This window comes from Methylophilus sp. (genome assembly GCF_052437885.1).
GTDB lineage: Bacteria > Pseudomonadota > Gammaproteobacteria > Burkholderiales > Methylophilaceae > Methylophilus.
Genome location: NZ_JBQVPB010000002.1, coordinates 76,676 through 96,693, shown reverse-complemented (window position 1 = coordinate 96,693; position 20,018 = coordinate 76,676). Strand labels below are relative to the sequence as shown.

23 protein-coding genes are annotated in these 20,018 nt (G+C 41.5%); 15 read left to right on the top strand and 8 right to left on the bottom strand.

All coding sequences use genetic code 11. The features are described 5' to 3' along the window. Positions 1 to 45 precede the first annotated feature (45 nt). Positions 46 to 249: a helix-turn-helix domain-containing protein gene (locus ACT6RZ_RS02285; RefSeq protein WP_444700573.1), complete on the bottom strand. Its 204-nt coding sequence runs from the start codon at positions 247 to 249 to the stop codon at positions 46 to 48. Between the two features lie 148 nt (positions 250 to 397). On the opposite strand from ACT6RZ_RS02285, the gene ACT6RZ_RS02280 reads away from it, so the two are divergent. From ACT6RZ_RS02280 to ACT6RZ_RS02270, 3 genes are read left to right on the top strand one after another with little or no spacing between them, the layout of a single operon-like run. Next, positions 398 to 631, top strand: a complete 234-nt coding sequence (locus ACT6RZ_RS02280) for a hypothetical protein (protein WP_444700572.1) — start codon at positions 398 to 400, stop codon at positions 629 to 631. Further along, positions 624 to 1,862 (top strand): Arm DNA-binding domain-containing protein, encoded by a 1,239-nt coding sequence (locus ACT6RZ_RS02275; RefSeq protein WP_444700571.1) that lies wholly within the window; start codon positions 624 to 626, stop codon positions 1,860 to 1,862. Before ACT6RZ_RS02280 ends, ACT6RZ_RS02275 begins: the two co-directional genes overlap by 8 nt. A gap of 30 nt (positions 1,863 to 1,892) precedes the next feature. Beyond that, positions 1,893 to 2,684, top strand: coding sequence for a hypothetical protein (locus ACT6RZ_RS02270; protein ID WP_444700570.1), 792 nt, complete (start codon positions 1,893 to 1,895; stop codon positions 2,682 to 2,684). Positions 2,685 to 2,704: 20 nt separating this feature from the next. Here ACT6RZ_RS02270 and ACT6RZ_RS02265 read toward each other — a convergent pair whose 3' ends face one another. After that, positions 2,705 to 2,941 carry a helix-turn-helix domain-containing protein gene (locus ACT6RZ_RS02265; protein ID WP_444700569.1) on the bottom strand — a complete coding sequence of 79 codons (237 nt, stop codon included), beginning with the start codon at positions 2,939 to 2,941 and terminating at the stop codon, positions 2,705 to 2,707. A 76-nt stretch (positions 2,942 to 3,017) separates the two neighbouring features. Here ACT6RZ_RS02265 and ACT6RZ_RS02260 point away from each other — a divergent pair, with 76 nt between their 5' ends. Genes ACT6RZ_RS02260 through ACT6RZ_RS02245 form a run of 4 tightly spaced genes read left to right on the top strand, consistent with a single transcriptional unit; the run spans position 3,018 to position 5,405 of the window. After that, a complete protein-coding gene (locus ACT6RZ_RS02260; RefSeq protein ID WP_444700568.1) occupies positions 3,018 to 3,851 on the top strand; it encodes a hypothetical protein in 834 nt (277 codons plus the stop codon). A gap of 47 nt (positions 3,852 to 3,898) precedes the next feature. Beyond that, on the top strand, positions 3,899 to 4,522 hold the full coding sequence (locus ACT6RZ_RS02255; protein ID WP_444700567.1) for a PEP-CTERM sorting domain-containing protein: 624 nt from the start codon (positions 3,899 to 3,901) through the stop codon (positions 4,520 to 4,522). 19 nt (positions 4,523 to 4,541) lie between these two features. Then, positions 4,542 to 4,796, top strand: a complete 255-nt coding sequence (locus ACT6RZ_RS02250) for an AbrB/MazE/SpoVT family DNA-binding domain-containing protein (protein WP_444700566.1) — start codon at positions 4,542 to 4,544, stop codon at positions 4,794 to 4,796. Positions 4,797 to 4,823: 27 nt separating this feature from the next. Beyond that, positions 4,824 to 5,405: a helix-turn-helix domain-containing transcriptional regulator gene (locus tag ACT6RZ_RS02245; RefSeq protein ID WP_444700565.1), complete on the top strand. Its 582-nt coding sequence runs from the start codon at positions 4,824 to 4,826 to the stop codon at positions 5,403 to 5,405. Between the two features lie 99 nt (positions 5,406 to 5,504). On the opposite strand, the gene ACT6RZ_RS02240 is transcribed toward ACT6RZ_RS02245, so the two are convergent. Together ACT6RZ_RS02240 and ACT6RZ_RS02235 are read right to left on the bottom strand one after the other, a co-directional pair. Continuing rightward, positions 5,505 to 5,936 (bottom strand): ProQ/FinO family protein, encoded by a 432-nt coding sequence (locus tag ACT6RZ_RS02240; protein ID WP_444700564.1) that lies wholly within the window; start codon positions 5,934 to 5,936, stop codon positions 5,505 to 5,507. Between the two features lie 65 nt (positions 5,937 to 6,001). Continuing rightward, complete coding sequence (locus ACT6RZ_RS02235; RefSeq protein ID WP_444700563.1) at positions 6,002 to 7,384, bottom strand: exonuclease domain-containing protein; 1,383 nt, start codon at positions 7,382 to 7,384, stop codon at positions 6,002 to 6,004. A 131-nt stretch (positions 7,385 to 7,515) separates the two neighbouring features. Between ACT6RZ_RS02235 and ACT6RZ_RS02230 the strand changes: the two genes are divergently transcribed. From ACT6RZ_RS02230 to ACT6RZ_RS02215, 4 genes are read left to right on the top strand one after another with little or no spacing between them, the layout of a single operon-like run. Continuing rightward, on the top strand, positions 7,516 to 8,139 hold the full coding sequence (locus tag ACT6RZ_RS02230) for a LexA family protein (RefSeq protein WP_444700562.1): 624 nt from the start codon (positions 7,516 to 7,518) through the stop codon (positions 8,137 to 8,139). Further along, positions 8,136 to 9,011: a hypothetical protein gene (locus ACT6RZ_RS02225; RefSeq protein WP_444700561.1), complete on the top strand. Its 876-nt coding sequence runs from the start codon at positions 8,136 to 8,138 to the stop codon at positions 9,009 to 9,011. Before ACT6RZ_RS02230 ends, ACT6RZ_RS02225 begins: the two co-directional genes overlap by 4 nt. Positions 9,012 to 9,054: 43 nt before the next feature. Next, entirely contained in the window at positions 9,055 to 9,441 is a 387-nt protein-coding gene (locus tag ACT6RZ_RS02220) for a LexA family protein (protein WP_444700560.1), read from the top strand. Continuing rightward, entirely contained in the window at positions 9,419 to 10,744 is a 1,326-nt protein-coding gene (locus ACT6RZ_RS02215; protein ID WP_444700559.1) for a Y-family DNA polymerase, read from the top strand. The genes ACT6RZ_RS02220 and ACT6RZ_RS02215 overlap by 23 nt, the downstream gene beginning before the upstream one ends. A gap of 110 nt (positions 10,745 to 10,854) precedes the next feature. Here the strand turns inward: ACT6RZ_RS02215 and ACT6RZ_RS02210 are convergent, their stop codons facing one another. After that, complete coding sequence (locus ACT6RZ_RS02210) at positions 10,855 to 11,361, bottom strand: hypothetical protein (RefSeq protein ID WP_444700558.1); 507 nt, start codon at positions 11,359 to 11,361, stop codon at positions 10,855 to 10,857. 703 nt (positions 11,362 to 12,064) lie between these two features. On the opposite strand from ACT6RZ_RS02210, the gene nhaA reads away from it, so the two are divergent. The 3 genes from nhaA to ACT6RZ_RS02195 all read left to right on the top strand — a co-directional run bounded on the left by nhaA (position 12,065) and on the right by ACT6RZ_RS02195 (position 15,098). Further along, a complete protein-coding gene (gene nhaA / locus ACT6RZ_RS02205) occupies positions 12,065 to 13,447 on the top strand; it encodes a Na+/H+ antiporter NhaA (protein ID WP_444700557.1) in 1,383 nt (460 codons plus the stop codon). A gap of 126 nt (positions 13,448 to 13,573) precedes the next feature. Next, positions 13,574 to 13,954: a DUF6232 family protein gene (locus tag ACT6RZ_RS02200; RefSeq protein WP_444700556.1), complete on the top strand. Its 381-nt coding sequence runs from the start codon at positions 13,574 to 13,576 to the stop codon at positions 13,952 to 13,954. Between the two features lie 367 nt (positions 13,955 to 14,321). Next, on the top strand, positions 14,322 to 15,098 hold the full coding sequence (locus ACT6RZ_RS02195; protein WP_444700555.1) for a mechanosensitive ion channel family protein: 777 nt from the start codon (positions 14,322 to 14,324) through the stop codon (positions 15,096 to 15,098). Positions 15,099 to 15,177: 79 nt separating this feature from the next. Here the strand turns inward: ACT6RZ_RS02195 and ACT6RZ_RS02190 are convergent, their stop codons facing one another. After that, complete coding sequence (locus ACT6RZ_RS02190) at positions 15,178 to 16,029, bottom strand: aldo/keto reductase (protein ID WP_444700554.1); 852 nt, start codon at positions 16,027 to 16,029, stop codon at positions 15,178 to 15,180. Between the two features lie 781 nt (positions 16,030 to 16,810). On the opposite strand from ACT6RZ_RS02190, the gene ACT6RZ_RS02185 reads away from it, so the two are divergent. Beyond that, positions 16,811 to 17,095, top strand: coding sequence for a hypothetical protein (locus ACT6RZ_RS02185; protein WP_444700553.1), 285 nt, complete (start codon positions 16,811 to 16,813; stop codon positions 17,093 to 17,095). Between the two features lie 148 nt (positions 17,096 to 17,243). Here the strand turns inward: ACT6RZ_RS02185 and ACT6RZ_RS02180 are convergent, their stop codons facing one another. Further along, positions 17,244 to 19,208: a PAS domain S-box protein gene (locus tag ACT6RZ_RS02180; RefSeq protein WP_444700552.1), complete on the bottom strand. Its 1,965-nt coding sequence runs from the start codon at positions 19,206 to 19,208 to the stop codon at positions 17,244 to 17,246. Positions 19,209 to 19,492: 284 nt separating this feature from the next. Further along, positions 19,493 to 19,936, bottom strand: a complete 444-nt coding sequence (locus ACT6RZ_RS02175) for a DUF6232 family protein (RefSeq protein ID WP_444700551.1) — start codon at positions 19,934 to 19,936, stop codon at positions 19,493 to 19,495. Positions 19,937 to 20,018: the final 82 nt, after the last annotated feature.

Below are 20,018 nucleotides of genomic sequence, written 5' to 3'. Positions count from 1 at the left end.
CTTGAGGGTTTTTTTCCATTGATTGAGATTAGCTCTAATAAAATGCTATTCAGGTAAAAACTCAAATAAATCTTGTATGTCACACTTTAAATAAATACAAAGCTTATTCAGCGTATCCAAATCGACTCGAGTAGCAGTCTCATCATATAAAAGTGTAATTGAGTTGCGATGCACATCAATTGCTCTAGCAACATCTGCAACCTTTAACTTTTTCTCTCCCATTATTCGGGATAAGTGACACTTAATCACACTAACCTCTCATTTTTCATTCTAAATGAAAATAATTGTTGCAAAGTGAAATAATTCCACCTAAAATGTCGTTTAGAATGAAATTTATATGCTTTGAACGGCATATGTTCATTCTACATTGACTATTTATTTTTAGAAAGGAATCCCTATGTCACAAACGTTTCTCACGACAGATCAACTAGCAGAGCGTATCAATTACAACGCGAGAACTATTCGCAATCAATTAAAAGATAGTGTTTTGATCGAAGGTAAACACTACATTCGCCCATTCGGACGGAGAAAAATTCTATACATCTGGGAGGCTATTGAAAGTGAAATTATGACCCGATCTGTTAGCCCGGCTGCAATTCCAATGGCAAATGGCGGTTACTGCCATGGCTAGTGTCCGCGATTACAACGGCAAGCTTTTTTGCGATTTCCGATATAAAGGTAAAAGATGCAGAGAATACACTCTACTTACAGACACAAAAGCCAACAGACAGAAACTTGGAAAGCTTTTAGAAAAGATAGAAGCTGAAATCAAAGCCAATGCTTTTGACTATGCTACTTATTTCCCAAATAGCAAGTTAGTAAAATCTTTTGCTATCAGCATTGATAGTAGAACAAGTACTCATCCAGCGAGCATAAATGAGCAGTTTATCTCCGCCAACCAGTTAGTTTTTAGCAGTCCGCTATTTAAAGACTTCGCTGAAAAATGGTTTGATGAATGCAAGATTGGTTGGCGCAAAAGCTATGTGCAGACCATGCGCGATACCATCGATAAACACATGGTGCCGTATTTCGGTGAGAAGGTAGTCAGCAGCATCCGTCGTGAAGACATTCTTGATTTTCGTTCGCAACTCGCCAAAGTCCCTGGACGAAAAGGTCAAACACTCTCTGCACGTCGCATCAATGCCATTGTATTGGGATTAAGACAAATTCTTAATGAGGCCGCTGACCGCTATAACTTTACCTCACCAGGTCAAAGAATCAAACCCCTCAAGATCAAGCGTCTGGATATCAAGCCATTCACGCTTGATGAGGTGAACTTGATCCTTAAAACCGTGAGGCCAGACTATCGCGATTATTTCATCATCCGCTTTTTCACCGGTATGCGCACAGGTGAGATCCATGGGTTGAAATGGAAGTATGTTGATTTCAGGAATCGGCAGATTCTGATTCGAGAAACCCTGGTCGGTGATGAGATGGAGGAAGAAGGTAAGACTGATTTATCCATTCGCGAAATATTTATGTCTGACGTGGTGTATGACGCATTTATGCGTCAACGTGAAGTCACCAACCAATCTGCGTTTGTGTTCTGTAATTCTGAGGGTAAGCCTTACAACCTGAACAACTTGACCAATCGAGTCTGGTATCCCCTACTTCGTTATTTAGGCCTTGAGTTACGTAGGCCTTATACCTCCCGCCATACAGCGGCCACTTTATGGCTCGCTGCAGGTGAGAACCCTGAGTGGATTGCCAAGCAAATGGGACATTCCACAACTGAAATGTTGTTCCGTGTTTACAGCCGCTATGTCCCAAACCTCACCAGGAATGATGGCTCGGCATTCAACCGCTTGCTATCCGGTAATTTGGTTGTGCCATTAGCCTCAACCAATCTGGCGAAAAGCTAGCAGACAGCGCATATAGGAAAGGATAAACAAATGAAGTTTTTGAAGGCAATCGAAAATACCCAGCTAATGGCGACTTGCAGTATCTACAACCTGTTCAGAATCCAGCATATCTCCTGCGAGAAAAACCCTGACTCTACCTATATCTATAAGGCAACGCTCTATAGAGATTTCCGTACCGTGCGTGTCACCTGGTTATCTAAACTTGAACGTAAGGATATCAGCTATGGCGTATTGGTTCGTGCTGTATGGCTGACTAAAAAAGTATTTTTGGAAGGAACCAATATTATTCAAAACGTCAGCTCAGTAGGCATGCTTCTAGAAGGCGAAGGTTTGGATACGACGTTGATTCCAGCCTGGATGCAGGATGGTTTTGCAGTTGGTGCATTGTTGAGAACAATCTCAAGCCTGCCATTGGAATATAACAGACTAATTAACCAGGTACTGACTAACCACTATACGCTTTATCACTTCCTCAAAACACCGTGGTCATTAAGTGGTGAGTTTAAAGCTCTGGGAGGCAATCTTGAGAGAACGCTTCTACAGCTGGATTTTCTGGAATCGGATCGGGTTGCTCAGCGCTTGATGCGCCCTAAAGAGCAACTGATCGCTGCGGTCATCCTGTTAGGTATCGGTCACTACAATCAGTTTGACTATGACACCCGCACGAATTGCTACAAGAAACGCTCAACCAAAGATAAGCATGATCCAAGACAGGTAGCCATTGATCTAATCAATGAAGCCAGAAGACCGCTCAATATGAAAGATCTGCTCACGTTTGATCGACTGATCAGTGTGATCATGCATCTGGATTTTGAGTACTGAGTTTAGGCAGGGGAACTGCTTCAGGCAAAGCTAGGCTCATCGGATAAGAGGTCATGCAGTTCACACTGCAATACCTCAGCTATCCGACACAGGATTGATACAGACGGATTGGCAATCCCGCGCTCCAACTGACTGACATAAGTCCGGTCAACCCCGGCTAACAGTGCCAGTTTCTCCTGAGACGTATTCAAAGCTTTTCTGCGCGCGATGATGTTGCGCGCCAGATTGGCTTGAATCGTTTCCAGCATTGAGGACATGCCCCATTCTTTTATGAATGAGATTAACAGTCCACGGAATATAATCTACAATAAACAAAATATATCAAGGATAACTATGCCCATCAAACTGGTATTTATTGCTTTAGTTTCGCTATGCATCAGCAGTTGCAGGACTATTCACAATCCAAGTGAGACTGCCAATCAGGATCTGATTCAACAGTATCACTCCTTCTACAAATCCACGATCGGACAAATTATGGATGCGGAGACAGTGAAGAAGTGGATGACGTTTGATTCCGAATTTGGTGATACCAGAATTGAAGGCGTGCATGAATATCGCCGGCTCTGGTGTTCATCACTACCGGTGGCTGAAATGAAAAGACGTACCTTCAATATCGCCATAGATTACTGTTATCAGTTGGGTGGCGATATGCATGACAGATGGTGTCGTTCCAAGGAAGACAAACCACTGTTCTTTATGACTGCAGGAGACTTGAGTTTCTTTGGCCCATCGACCATAGAGCAATACTGTCATCAGAACCGGATTTTCTCATTGGTGGTTTCAACCTCAGAGGGTGCGAAACCTGAAGACTGGAATAACAGAGTGAAGAAAGCCTATGGTTATACCAGTATGGCAACAATCAAGGATCAAGAAAGAAAAGCGAAAGATAATGCTTATCAGCAGTCATTGAATCGAATGCATGACGCAGAAGCCAATGCAACATTGATTCTAGCCAGAGGCGTTGGTCGAAGGGCTTGCAAGAACGTTGGCCAATGGATGTATTCAGGGATCGTCAACAAGATCGAAGATCAAACAATCCATGTGTATGTGGATAGAAAGAATGTTGGCAGAGCGCAAGACCCACGCTTTACCCCCAGCATCGCTGTCGATGCAGCCAACAAATGGTATCCATGTGATACGGATGATGAATTGAATCTACACAAGTAACCCCTCGAAAATAATTTCTAATAATCGACCTATAGGGAGAACCAAGCATGAAGTATCTTTATCTTTTAGTACTGTTCTTATGCAACATGGCACATGCCAATTCCTACAATCTGGTGGATTATGGCGGCTACACGCTTGATCAGAATTCAGGCCTGGAGTGGCTGGATACCAGTTTTACTAAAGGAAAATCCTATAATCAGGTATTAGACTTGCTGGGGAGTGCCCAATCCTTAGATGGTTGGCGGTATGCGACTTATGATGAGTTCAAGCAGATATTTACCAGTCGCGGGTACAGCTTTGAAGGGACATCCAAACTGACTGCATCAACGCCAACGGTTGATGATGATTTGTTTTTTATTACGTTGATTGATGCCTTGGGTGCCACGGATACGCGCTCGACCAGAAAAGACCTGCTGGGACTCACATCAGAAGACTATAAAAACAACAATGAAGACTCCCAGTATTATGGATTCATCAGGAGCACCTATAACACAAACAATATAACCAGCTATGCGAACTTCAGTCGTTATGAAGATTCGGCGTCGACTGCCACCCTGGCCTCATTCCTGGTGAGAACCGCTACGCTGGTACCAGAGCCTGAATCAGTAATCATGATGCTGCTGGGATTGGCCTATATCTCGCGTAGGGCTAGCCAAAGCAATTTGAAATAATCTTGATAGGAGTTGAATTATGAAAGATGAGACAGAGCCCGTTTATCCACCGGACGATGGATTGCCCACCCCGAAACAATTGTCTGCGATTTCTCGATTGGTTCCACAAGACATTAAGCTGAAACTGCTATCTAGTTTGTTTGAAGAAACCAGAGAAGAGCAAACAGTTGAAACAAACGAATACAGCTTTGCCGAATTAATGTCAGCGGTCACTGAAGAAAATAAGCATGAACGCATCGACTTTGGAAAATCAATTGGGCGAGAGTTTCTTTAGCATCATCAATACTCTCAGGAGATCATAATGAGCTTTAAGATTCAAATTAGCGTTGAGACATCTGAGGAGCTTGTACAGAGTTTATCAAAGATGGGTAGAGATTTGGATGCGGGGAAGTTTCCTGAAGTGCCTCAACAGTTAACCTATCTGAGTTGGGAGCATATGTTATCGATTTTTACTCCAGAAGGTAAAGCCATCATGGAAGATTTTAGACGAAAGGATGAAGAAGGTCCTGACGCTATTGGATATCACTGCAATGGATTGCTGAGTGAAAGTACTCATATCCATGCTACTTTAGAAGAAATCAATGAGGCAACCTCACAGGGATGGTCTGGAACGGGTAAGGATACAAGCACAGCTTTGGAAAGACCAGCCACAAAAAAAGTGCTTCAAAAAGTAGCTGCATCATCAAGCTCAATAAAAGTGGCGGATTTAAATGTATTTGATCCTGCCGATTCCATTAACGATGCTGAAGATGTGATGCTTTATCTAAAAGATACCCTAGCGGAAAATAACCCTATTTCTTTAGCAGAAGCTTTAAAAGTAATATTGAGGTCCGATGGTATAAACAAGTTGATTGGAAAAAGTGGGCTTGGAAAAGGCTCGTAAAGAAATAATTAAAACATCCATCCCACTGTAATGATTTAATTATAAATGCTGCTCTCAAATACATTGAAAAATCTATAAATCAGTTGTAAGAGTAGCCATTTATGAAGCGGTTTGTTTAGCTTTAAAATGTTTGCTAGCCATCATCCGCGCCTGTGCAGCTCCATTAGCTTCTACAGTTCCTGCAGGATTTCCTTCCAAATCAATACGCACAGCACCCTCTTTAGTGACTGACCAATAACGTGGACTTTTGCACCACGTTTTTACAGCAAGTTGAAGATTGTCTTTGGAAATATCTATTTCCTCAGATCGTGCTTGAAGGTCATCAAGAATACCAACTTTTAATGGCACTTTAGGAGATGGATTCTTTGGGAATGCGAGAGGAAATAACTTTTGCAAGCGGCCAATGATTAAAACCACTTTATCGACTGGTTCAGACTTCGGTTGCTTAAGCTTTTCAGCCTTTAGAGGTTTCGATTGTTTTGACTCTTCAGCAAGTTGCTTTTTCAGTTCGGCGAGTTGTTCAAAGCCCATTGGATATGCTTTCAATTTATTAGAGACGGATTTTCTCACATTACAGAACAAAAAGACCTTACAACTTAATTCCGTTTGAATTGAATGATCAGATTTGATTTTTTCAGAGCTTTAATCAATAGCTTATAAGTATCCAGATCAAAATTAAATTCAAATCTGCTCTGCATAGCTTCATCCATTTGAATATCATCCTCAACCGTTGCTAAATGACACCATTGATCAAACACTTCTATTTGTGTCTTACCAGTCAGCTTATCAATTTCTTTAATTCCTATCCGACCTTCATACGGCCATGACTCAAGCCTCATTCCAATTAATGCCTGTTTGAGTTTCAAGTAGTGCAGTTCAGGCGGTTCTTTACCAGCGCAAACTCCCGAACATTTCTTAAGCTGATAAGAAAAGCATGCGCCTTTACCTGTCTCAAGGCCAAGAAATCTCGGACAAAGACGATGATCAATTGCAATCTGTCTTATTGCCTCAGTGGCTGCACGCTTGGAACGGAACATGCCATAGAGCAAGTCGAAATAGCTTGGGTCGAACTCATCCGCTGAAACGTAGGTTACCCAGGGCGTTTGATCCAACGTCTCTGCCAGCCTGATAGATTGCAGCTGACGATTCCGGCGCAACATTCGGTTATAAACCGGTTGTCTTTCTTTAATGAGCTTGGACTCAAGAAGCAATGCACCTAACTCTCCGGCAGTTTCAATCCATTCCACATGCTTCACTTCCTGGGCAATCTGCATCTCTTTGGAGGACGAATGATCACTACTGAAATGATTCAATACCCGTGAGCGTAGTTTGACGCTTTTGCCGATGTAGATTGGCAGATCTGTCTCACCAAAGAATAAATAAACCCCTGGGCTATCAGGAATTTTATTCAGCAATTCACTATCGATGCCGGTAGGTAAGCTAGGTCCCTTACATTGATAATTGATTTCTTCAATCACACGTACTGACCCAAGAAGCCTTCGAGCCACTTCTAGATAGTCCAGTACGAGAATCACATCCCCCATTGCCCGGTGTCGAGCATTGGTAGTTAACCCATGTCGCTGCATGATGGCATCCAGGCCATGCCCTCTGTGGTCGGGAAACATTCTGCGTGAAAGCTTCACTGTACAAAGCGTTTTCAAAATCAATGTTGCATTCATTCGCTGATATTCAGCCTTGAGGAAACCATAGTCAAATCGCACATTGTGCGCAGCTAAAGGCAAACCTTCCAAATACTGATACAAGGTTGGAGCTATTTCTTCAAAGGTAGGGGCGTCTTTCACCATCTCATCGGTAATCCCGGTGATATGAGTTATTGTTATTGGGATAGACCTTCCTGGATTAATCAGTGACTGCCATCTATCAACGATCTCGCCATTTTCAATACGGACTAAGGCAATCTCAGTGATTCGGTCATACAGATGTGAGCCACCAGTCGTCTCGATATCGAGAATTACCATGTCTGGTAACCAACTTATCTCTGGCAAATATCTACTGTCATCAGGCAAAAGAAATTACTCCACAACACTTAACAATAATTTAAAACTGATTAATGTTACATTAAAAACTGATTATTGTTACAATAAATTCCATGAAGAGTGAAGACAAAAAAAATGGTGGCAAAAGAGAAGGTTCCGGACGTAAGTCTGGCACTGGCCCTTTCAGAGAAGACACGTCTGTAATTCGTGTACCAAATAGCCAGAAGCCAGTCATTAGCAGCTTCCTGGATGCCTATGCCAAGAAGCAGCGGCTAGCTGAGCTCAAAGATAATTTGGACAGTGTTGGTGAGTTTACTGAACTTTCATCACAGCTTAAGGAAGTCAGTCTGCCTTTATTCCAGTCCAAGGTGCCTGCTGGTGTACCCGCTCCCGCAGATACGGATGTGGAAGAGCACATGGACCCCAACCGTTATTTGATTGATAAAGAAGGCAGTACTTTCATTGTCACTATCCAGGGTGAGTCCATGATTGAAGCTGGTTTGTTACCAGGTGACAAAGCGGTCGTTAATAAAGCGCAACTGCCGGCCATTGGTGATATTGTGTTAGCGATGATTGATGGCGAATTCACTATCAAGACATTGGCCAAACAGAAAAATGGCGATCCCAAATTACTGCCGGCAAACTCATCAGGCAAATACCAGCCCATCCTGATCTTAAAGCAGATGCAATTTGAAATCTGGGGTGTAGTGACAGGTTCTTTTAGGAGATTCAAATGAGTGAGTTTCCAGCTTCAAGTCCTGAATTAATAGTTCTACGTGACCAGATATTCAGAGCAGTCGGTAAAAGCACCTATCTCTATCAACAAATAGAGAAGCAGATAAAATTTCTGAATGCGTCTATCACTCTTGAGCTGACAGGCCCACAAAATGAATGGCCTGATCAACTGGCCAAGCATCAAAGCTTTTTCAATAAACAAACCATGGGCACACTCATGCGTTGGTTACTTGAAGGGTTGTATTTCACGTCCGAAGATCAGATTAAATCTCAGGTCACAAATGAGATGAAACTGAGATGGCGATTCAGTCTGCAAACTACTGCTGAATATGTGCAACAAAGAAGAGCAACGATTGATGCCTTTGTGGATGACCGAAATCGTCTTGTGCATCATTACTTCGAAAATATTGATTTCGCCGATGCTTCGATGCTGACTGAAATGGTGAAAGAGCTCGAAGCTCAACATGAAAAAATCAACGAAGAGATTCAAAATCTTAATCAGATTGTTCAATTATTAAGCGAATCTTCTCAGGTTGAGAGTGAGTGGTGGGCATCAGCGGAAGGCGCCCGGCAGTGGGAAACTATCAGACTTCAAAATTCGACTCCGATTAATTTCCTCGAATGGTATTCAGGTATCAAGAGAGACAGAGATGGCTGGGCCGTCTTTCAAACAGCATGCGACGTCATGAAAAAGCAGTACATGGAGGAAGTAGATAGTTTCTTCAATACTTTCAAATTCGAATCATTACAATCAGCAGCAACAGCCAGTGCGCTCTTCGAGTTCACAGAAGAAAAAACAACTGATGGCGAGCGATTGTTGTATAGAGCAAAGGCAACAGACTATGAATATACAACATCAATCAGCTCTAACTAATGTTCAACCTTCAATCAATTTGTTTTGTCATTAGGAGTACAAAATGGCAGGCAAATCTGTTCAACCCCGCTTTAGTCCGGCGGTTCAAGGCTATGAAGGCAAGGCTTTAAATCTAAATGCGCAACTGATCAAAGATCCACCCGCAACCTTTGTTGTTCAAATTGATGTGGACAACATGATTGATGTTGGAATTCTTCCTGGATCTAAGGTGCTTGTGAATAGAGCAAAGGCATCCAAAGCAAAAACAGGCGATATTGTCCTTGCTGTAGTGGATCACGAATTCGTGATTAGTGAACTCTACAAACGGGGAAAGGTTATTCGCCTTTTATCCAATAACAAGGCCATGGATTACTTACCAATTGAGCTCACTGAGGGGCAGCAGCTGATGATATGGGGTGTAGTAGAGCATGGCATCAATCGGTACATTTGAACGCGTCTTTGCGCTCGCAGATGTGAATCATATGTATGCCTCATGCGAAGAGGCATTTCGTCCGGACATCTGGGGTAAACCAGTCGTAGTCCTCTCAAATAACGATGGTTGTATCATCGCGCAAAACAGACTTGCCAAACAGTTATTAGATTCTCCAATGGCACTGCCCTATTTCCAGATGAAAGAGCTTGCTGAAGCTGTAGGTACGGTTGTCTTCTCTTCCAATTATGAAATGTACGCGGACATGAGTGATCGCTTTTATATCATCATGTGTAGGTACTCTCCGTTGGCAGAGAAATATTCAATTGACGAAGTGTTCCTGGAAATGACTGGGATCAATGTCAACTACACAGAATACGGTCAAACCATCAGGAAAGACGTAAAAGACTCAATTGGGCTTCCCATTTGTGTGGGCTACGGATATAGCAAGACCCTTGCGAAGTTGGCTAACCATTGTGCAAAAAAACAGCCTCACTGGAATGGTGTGTGCGACTTAACTAGTCTTAGTGAAGCTGAGGTGGATGCCATTTTGGATAAACTGCCGGTAAAAGCAGTTTGGGGCGTCGGAGGTCGTTTAGAAAAACAATTAAATGCTCTTGGTGTTTACACGGTATTGAGGTTGAAAAGAGCCGATCCAAAACGAGTACGCGATAAGTTTGGTGTGATTCTTGAGCGCACTGTCAGAGAGCTGAATGGTGAGATTTGGATTGATCTTCAAGAAGAGCTCCCCGAAGCCAAACAAGTCATGAGCTCAAGGTCATTTGGTGAGCGAATTTCTACAATTAAAGCAATGAGAGAGGCTGTAGCATTCCATGCTGGCCAAGCAGCCGAGCGTATGCGAGGAAAAGGTCTATATGCCAATGGCGTCTATGTTTTTGCTCAAAATAGCCCGCATGACATTGCTGAGTTTTATCCAGGCAACCGTTCAGTAGGCTTTCCGGCATCTACTAATTGCATGCTGCAAATCACAAACACAGCTCTGGAACTCATGGAGGAGATTTACAGGGCTGATGTGTACTTCCAGAAATGTGGTGTCATGCTCTTAGATACCGTTCCAAAGCCGGGTGCTCAAACCGATCTATTCGGGTTTTCTGAAGAAAAGCCTAAGTCAGAATCCTTGATGACAGTGGTTGATCAGATCAATAGAAAATATACCCGACGCACTATCAGATCAGGCTCGGATATCATGAATCAAGATTGGGGGATGCAACGTAATTACTTGAGTCCAGACTATACCAATTGGGATGAGGCTCTCAGAATTAAACAGGCAAAGATTCTTGTACCACGATTAATATTATGTTGATAATACAGAATTGAATCCTTTCCAAAGTCGTCAATACTAATATCAAATTTTTGATATTACTGTTTGTACATAAAAAAACCACCCTGAAGTGGTTTCAGTAACCATGATTTTTAAATTCGATTGAGTTCTGGATTACCCCAATCATTTTGGAATCGGCGAGCATCATCGTCATTCTTTGATTTGAGACCGATCAAAATCCCGCCCTCTTTGACATCGGATTCATATTTCTTCAATGTATCTTCTGGGATGCCCCAACCAATCAAAGCTCCAACCAAGCCACCCGTCACCCCACCAGCGCCAGCACCTGCTATGCCAGCTGCTACAGGGCCGGCGATTACCAAACCTAAGCCTGGCAAGACTAGAACGGTACCAACAGCAGCAATGGCCGCTGCAATGGCACCTGCCGTTGCACCGAGTGCGCCGCCGACAGCACCACCCTCAGCCGCTTTACTTCCAACTTCAGTTTCCAAGGTGGCATTTTTACCGTAATAACGCTCACGGGTTTCCTCGGACATAATGACATTGATTTCATTCGCGCTGTAACCCGCTTCTGTTGCTGAAATATAGGCACGTTCTGCACTGTCTTGATCTTTAAATAATCCGGTAACTGTAGTCATGTTGATCTCCAAAATGTATTTTATTAGAGCAATCAGTGTATGGAGTGATGTTAGAAGTTGCGAGTGTGATTCTTCTGATATGAATGTAGGATGTGTCAGACTTATTTGGCCTTTTTACCCAAAGAGGATAACTAATATGGAGGAAACGCACTTGAGGACAGTAGACTATTATTGAAATAAGTGAGATTGAAACCTTCCAAGTAAAGGTTCCACCCCTTAAACCGCCAGTGAGTTACAAATCACAAATATAGCTTGGAAGCTAATGAAAAATATTTACAGGCCTGATGTTATTTCCAAAAATGCGGTGTCATGATGTTGGATACTTTTGCAAAACCTGGTGCTCAAACATATCTATTCGGATTTTTTGAAGAGAAGCCTAAGTCAGAATCACTGTCGACTGTGTTGGATCAGGTCATTAAAAATATACCCGCCGGACAATAAGATCTGGTTCGGACGTTTTTAAGCAACAATGCGGCAGAGCAAAATCTTTTAACGACTGACTATACCAATAGGGATGAAGCATTGAGGATTTAGCTAGCAAGAGTACTGACTCCTAAGCCAGTACTGATGGGGGGTTCTGTAAAGAAATTGGCCTCCTATCAAGCCATTCTTAATGTGCGCTAGGTAATTAAAGGATGATGAACGCGCATGAAAGGCATAAATCGATACAATTCAGTTTATTTCACTTAAGTAGGCTAGCTGAATGACCACTCAAGATATCAACCATCTCTCAGAACGTGAGGGAATCAACTATGCCCCATGGGAAAAGCGCTTTAAAAAAGTCATCAACCCACTTGAGCATTTCGTTCATCAACAAACGACTAGCAGCATTTTATTAATGTTAGCGGCAGTTATTGCATTGGTTCTAGCAAACAGTACTTATGCAGATAGCTATCAGCATCTATTGCATACGCCAGTGGCTGTTATGTTTGGCAGCTGGCAAATGGACATGAGTCTTCATCATTTTGTGAACGATGGACTGATGGCATTGTTCTTCTTTGTTGTTGGCCTTGAACTGAAGCGAGAAATATTAGTTGGCGAGCTCTCCGACATCAAACAAGCGGCTTTTCCTATCATCGCAGCAATTGGCGGGATGGTCGTACCTGCCTTTATCTTTTATATATTCAATCACGGAACGGATGCGATCCCAGGCTGGGGAATACCAATGGCGACAGATATCGCATTCGCCGTTGGTGTATTAGTATTGTTAGCCTTTAGAGTACCTAAAGGGTTGATAACATTTTTAGTAGCATTGGCGATTGCTGATGACTTAGGGGCTGTATTGGTCATCGCATTTTTTTACACACACAGTCTTAATCTTTCCTGGTTGTTAATCGCTGCTGGATTGGTATTTGTTTTAATGACTTTCAACTTTGCAGGTGTGCGCAAAGTCATACCGTACTTTATTGTAGCGGTTTTACTTTGGTATGCATTTTTTCAGTCAGGCGTGCATGCTACTCTTGCAGGAGTGATAGGGGCGTTCACAGTCCCAGCGAGATCTAAATATAACTCCGCAAAATTCGTCTCTAGATTACAAACTTTGGTGACTGAATTTAATCAACATCGGCAAGACAATGATAATGTTTTGACCAATCAAAAACTGAATTCAATTGCAGAAGAAGTTGAGAATACTGCAAACAGCATTCAAACTCCCTTGCAACGCTTAGAACATGCGTGGCATTTTCCGGTGGCATTTTTGATCATCCCACTCTTTGCGATTATTAATGCTGGGATTCCAATTGAGCTTTCAACACTTTGCGGGACGTTATCTCATCCAGTTTTTCTAGGCGTATTTTTTGGTTTAGCCCTTGGTAAGTTCTTAGGCATTACAGGTGCATGCTGGATTGCTCTTCGTTTGAAGTTCGGTCAGTTACCTGCAGGTACGACGTTCAATCAAATTGCTGCAGTATCGGTATTAGGTGGTATCGGATTTACCATGTCAATATTTATTGCTGAATTGGCGTTCTCGAATAATCCTGATTATTTATTAATGGCTAAGTCTGGTGTATTGGCAGGGTCTATGATTGCTGGAATTATTGGTTACAGTGGCTTACGCTTTTTAGGTAGGCATGCAATAGAAAAATAAGACTCGATAAATGATTATTAAACTTTTAGACTTGTTCTGATGTTTGATTGATCTCGAACAAGTGGTGAATATTGATTAGCAATTTAATATCCTTTAGTTAGTCTGACAAAAAATTGGGGAGGTTTAATGGAAATGGAATTAATCTTCAACAACCAATATGTCAGCGTTAGTTACGACGAATTTATTGTCAACGGAAAAATTCATCCAATAAAGAATATTACATCTTCAGCTGAAATAGGACTTTTGAAGCCAGAACGAGGAGTTGCTCGGTTAGCAGTTTTTGGTGGTCTGATACTATTATTTGGCAATGAAAACTTGCCTATTTTAGGTGGAATTTTATTCATCTATGGTGGAGTACTCTGCTTCACAGCCAAGCCAAGATATTCGGTTGTTATAAATATAATAGGTCGCAAAGAGGACGCTTATATTAGCGAAAATAGCCTGGAAGTAGACAATATCGTTAAAGCTTTGAATATTGCATTAGGAATGAGAGAAATCACCTTCTGAGTTCAATAGATATATGATTTGATGAAAAAAGTGAGCCTATTCGTGGCTCACTATATTACCGATGACAAACTTTGAAAGCCACATTTCATACATCACCATTTATATTGCAGACTTACATAAGCAGCCTACCCTCTTTCAGGATTAAAAATACCACTTTATTGAGTGATCAATTTCAAAGACTGTAAGTCGTTGACCAAGGCGCTAATACTATTGGGAATGAGTTTCCTAATGAACTTACAACCACATTTCCATCCTACTCTTTGTAAATACCTATCGCTTGTTTACATGGGGAACTCACTGGAGCCTGTTTATTTTTTTAGTTTACATACCTCCTGACAACCCAATTCATCTTACATAAAGGACAACTATGAATAACTGGCTTCAATACAAATTCCTAAGTTTTACCATTAATGAGTGGCTTTATACCCTGCTAATCTTCATATGCGCATATGTTGGATTGCAAATACTTTGGAAATTTGCAATCAATAAAATCACAAAATTCGCTCTAAAAAGTCCAACAAAATTGGATGACTTGATTGTCGAAGTAATGCGAAGTACAAATCAACTGACGTTCGCATTATTTTCATTGTTGTTCGCTATGCACTTCCTGGACCTCAACTCAAAATGGGTCACTCGCCTTGATTATCTGTCCTTTTTAGTGATAGGCATTCAGATCGCTATGTGGTTGAGCAAGGGAATTACATTATGGGCCAATGCAAAAATAGTAGCGACTGATGGCTCAGCTGAAAATGCTGTATTAACGACTATGCTCTCTTGGATATTCAAAACGATTGTATGGTCAATTGCGCTCTTAAGTATTCTTGCCAATACAGGAGTCAACATCACTGCTTTCGTCGCCAGCTTAGGTGTAGGCGGTGTAGCTGTTGCATTGGCTGTTCAAAATATACTAAGTGACTTATTTGCATCATTAGCTATTGGTTTGGATAAGCCTTTTGTGATTGGTGATTTCATTATTTTCGGTGATGTGATGGGCACTGTTGAGCGGGTGGGCTTAAAGACTACACATATTCGCAGCCTAAGTGGAGAGCAAATTGTTTGCGGGAATACAGAACTGCTGAAAAACATTATTCATAACTACAAGCGCATGGCGGAAAGGAGAGTCGTGCGTATTACTATGAAATAAACCATTAGTTTCTATTTAAAAAAGCCACCTGCTATTAAGTAGCATTGCCACTAAATGCTCATTTTCTATTGAACAACGTTTAGATATTCAATTTACGTTCACTCATCCATTTCACAATGGCTGGATCTCGATGCGAGAAAAAGCTGCTAGTACCAGTTTCCAAAGTTGCGATTTTGATTAAGTCATCTGCGTCTAACTTAAAATCGAATATGTCCAGATTCTCAGCCATGCGTTCACGACGCACTGATTTAGCCAAAACTACAATGTCGCGTTGAACCAGCCAATGCAAAACAACTTGACCAACAGACTTTCCGTACTTTGCGCCAATAGCAGTTAGGACTTCATTTTGAAAGAGGTTGTTTCTTCCTTCTGCAAAAGGTGCCCAAGCTTCTGCTTGAACGTTATTTTCCCGCATGAACGACAAGCTTTCATCTTGCTGAAGGAAAGGATTCACTTCTATTTGATTAACGGACGGTGGAATTTCATTGAAAGCAATGATGTCCATCAAGCGGTCGGGGTAAAAATTACTAACTCCAATAGAACGAAGTTTACCTTCACGATACGCGTCTTCTAAAGCACGCCAAGAACCATGTACATCACCAAAAGGTTGATGAATTAGGTATAAGTCTAGGTATTCCAATTGCAATTTACGCAAGGATTTTTCTATCGCTTGCTTTGTTTTCTCGTAGCCTGTGTCTTGCACCCACAGTTTAGTCGTAACGAAAAGCTCTTCACGAGCAATACCGCAACTTTTAAAGCCTTTTCCAACAGCTTCTTCATTCATGTAAGACGCTGCCGTATCAATCAGCCTGTAGCCAGCTTCTATGGCATCTATTACACAGCGCTCACACTCTTTAGCATCAGGTATTTGGAAGACTCCAAATCCTAGGGTTGGCATTTGATTACCGGTATTTAGGGTGACGTATTTCATACTTGATTCCTAGCTATAACTTATCTAAAAAATCTAAAGGTTTTAGTTTGTAGAGTCGTATGTCTTAATATAGTTTATGGGTTCGAAAGTCGCTATCGATCAAACTGAAAAATTCCAGCATAAATTTGTATGAGTGCCAGCGCACATACAAATCATGTTTTGATGCCATAACCCTGCAGATCTCAAATGTTTTTACGCTTTACTAGATAGTAAGCATCATAAACATTATTTAAGAGCATGATTCCGTATTTCACTCTCTAGGTTTATATCAAATTTGTTTCTTTAATTCTTTTCCCGCCCCAATTATTTCGTAAAGTACTGCGTGCATAAAGCCACGACTCTGCCCTAAGCAACATGGGCCATAACAATATTGGGTTACATTTGATTTTAGAATTAGTTTTTAAATATGGTTCGTTTTGGGTATAGGTTAATCCTTCTGGACTATGCAGTAATAAAATCAAGCTATTGATTATATTCTCATCATTTATTGCTAAAGCTTGTTGAGTAAGCAAATTCGCTAACAATGGTCTTCTATTCAATAGCCAGTTAAATATGTCTTTGGTAGGAATTAGTGTTGGCGCTTCAAATCCGCTGTCATGAAATTCCAATAGCTGCTAGTAAAAGCCACTGAATTCCAGAGAGTTACTGCTGAGTTAGTAAGTTACTTCCTACATAAATATGAGAGACATTCGGATTGGCTAGTTACTCTGTCCAAGCTTAAATAGGACACGCTAAAGTATGTGAATAGCGGATTAGAAATTAACCTACAAAGGATAAAAAAATGAGCAAACTACTTATGGCATTATTATTATCAGCATTCGCAATGACAGCTTATGCTGCGGACACAGATAAACAAACAAATGGTGCAGAGCTAGGAACCAATGAAACTCCCCAAGCTCAAGATCAGAATATGAATAGTAAGAAAAAAACTTCTGGTATGAATTCCAAGAAGCAAAATAACATGAGCAAGAAGACTAAGCATAACCACCCTAAAGCTGACGGCGCGGAGGATAACCCTTTACAGCCAACAGAGTCTGAACCAGCACCAGGGGCATCAACTAAGTAGTATAAAAAAGAGATTGCATTAGCAATCTCTTTTTTTACATCTAGGTACTTGGCCACTTGGGTTTCGAGTCAAATCTCCTAATATATCTGTTAGGAGATATTCATGATTCCGTTGGCATATGGAGAATGGTCACCTGATTTTTTTCCAATCAGAGATCCTCATACGCGGTTTTCAATGATTGATCTTTAGATCTGATGGCTTTTGCAATATCTGCCAATTCGTACGGTTTGTTGAGAAATTGAAATTCATCTAGATCGCCATGTTCTTTTTTTAAGGCTGGAAGTGGATAGCCAGAGGCAAGAATAATTTGAATAGCTGGATTTGATTCCCGCAGCTTCCGGGCTAACTCTATCCCATTAATTCCAGGCATTAATATATCAGTGAACATAAGACTGATTTTGGTACCCTGACGCAAGATTTCTAATGCTTCCTCGCCACTTGATGCCTGGTAAACCTCGTATCCAAACAATTTGAATATTTCAGATGTGGCCGAAAGCAGATCCGGCTCGTCTTCAACAACCAGCACAGCATCGCAGGTTTCATCTACTGCCTCGGCCAAAATGGTTTCATCGTTTAAAGCAGGAAATAGCATGCTAACTGATGTACCAATATTCACCTCACTTTTAATATGCAAGGTGCCATCAGATTGTTTCGTAAACCCAAATACCTGGCTTAGACCCAAACCAGATCCTTTACCAATTTCTTTTGTTGTAAAAAAAGGCTCTGTGACGTGTTGAAGGTTATCTTTACTGATACCACTACCGGTATCAGTTACATTGACTTCCACATAGGGACCTTCAGGCAAATCTTCCAGCTCGCCTCTCGCTAGAAAACGTTTTCTGGAGGTAATGCGAATATTTCCTCCATCAGGCATGGCATCACGGGCATTGACCACTAGGTTCAGCAGGCTTGCCTCAAACCTTGTGCTATCGACCATCACAGGAAGAGGCGTTTGGATGAACTCGAAATCAATATTAATATTTGAGCCAACAGCGCGAACCAACATTAACTCGAAGCTGTTGATGAGTTGATTCACATCATGGGGGTCAGGCTGTAATGGCTGTTGTCGGGCAAAACTAAGTAACTGCTGTGTCAGCGTCGCCCCACGGGTGACAGCACGTTTCATTGTTTCTATCAGTTTCAGATGTTTACCATCCAAATTGGAAAGTTTGAATATCTCAAGGCCATTCGAGATGACGGATAGAAGGTTATTAAAGTCATGTGCAACGCCACCGGTCAGGTTGCCAATGGCATCCATTTTCTGAGCTTGGAAAAGCGCTGCATTGGCCTTAGCTAAGTTGTCTTCAGCTATTTTTTTCTCAGTGATGTCCCTAGTTATCTTGGCAAATCCTATTAACTCATTGTAATCGTTATGAATGGCATCAATGATTACATGGGCTAGAAATAGAGAGCCATCTTTGCGAACACGCCATGCCTCATTTTCATAACGTCCTTCTATTTTTGCTATCTCTAGTGAGCGCTCTGCCACACCCGATTCTCGGTCTTCTAATGTCATGAACTTTGAGAAATGAGTTCCGACTGCCTCGTCAGCAGAATAACCTTTTATGCGTTGTGCTCCAGAATTCCAGTTGGTGATAATCCCTTCAGGAGAAATCATATAGATGGCGTAGTCAGTAACACCTTCCACCAAATATCTGAACTTGCGCTCACTCTCAAGTAACTTATCCCTAGCTGTTTTGCGCTCTGTGATATCACGGGTGATCTTGGCGTAGCCTATTAATTCTTGTGCATTGTTATAGATAGCCTCTACTACAATGTTGGCCCAGAACCCGGAGCCATCTTTTCTAATACGCCAACCTTCGGATTCGAAACGACCATGGATAGCTGCTTGATCTAATATGCTTTGGGGAACCCCTGCATCCCGATCAGCTTCAGACAAAAAAGTTGAAAAGTGTTTTCCTATAATCTCACTTTCCGTATAGCCTTTAAATCTCTGCGCACCTGCATTCCAGCTAACAATCTTTCCGTTCGGATCAAGAAGGTAGATTGCATAATCTCTGATGGATGAAACGAGTATTTCGAATCGCTTATCTGAATTGATCAAAGCATCGAGATTTTTTTTAGGAAGTCCCATGAATTCTTTAAGGATCATTACTATCTCTCAATTGGTTGTTGCTATATTAGAACCGAAAATCAGGGCGTACTCTGTTTCAAGGTAGTACTTTGAGTATTTCGATGAGTGATATTAAAACATGCGTGCTGAATGTTTTAAAGCCATCCTCACTAAATTCTGAATGGGGATGAATATTCTGAAACCTGTGGATTTGGTAGGAAAAAACGGTAGTCAGGCGAAAGATGTCATATTGCTAATTAAATCTAATTTAGTATCTTCTAAATTTAATCACTGCCTACAGTTAAGTAGGCCCTAAACTGCAACTAAAAACTTAGATGATTGTGATTGTTAGAGGATGGAGTAAATGTTTCATGGGTAAGATTCACATTCTCTGAATTCCATTTTTTGTCGGTCATAGCTGCATCTAAAGCTCCAATGACCTTTTCCATGAACAGCTTATCATTGGTCACTAGCACAGGCGACTCCCCGTCAGACCACGTTATCAAAAGAGAATAGGCAGCATTGGAATTAATCCATGTCAGAACACCCGCAAAAAAGAGTACACCTCCAACAACAAATAGGGGTCCTTCATCAGCCATAAGAAGCAGACCTAACAATATAGAGATGATTGAGAGGCCACGCCAAGTGTTACTCGCTGCAACTCTAGAGAATATGATACTTTTAAGAGGATAGGTCTTGCCATTTACAGTCAGATGAGAAGAGCTCACGCTAACCCCATTTTGACAAAAATAAACATCTTTATTCATAGCACATCCCCTTTCCTTATGAGTAGGGCGAAGTTTGAAATGCAAGAGAAATTACCTGGGTAAGGTGCTCTCTTTCTAAATC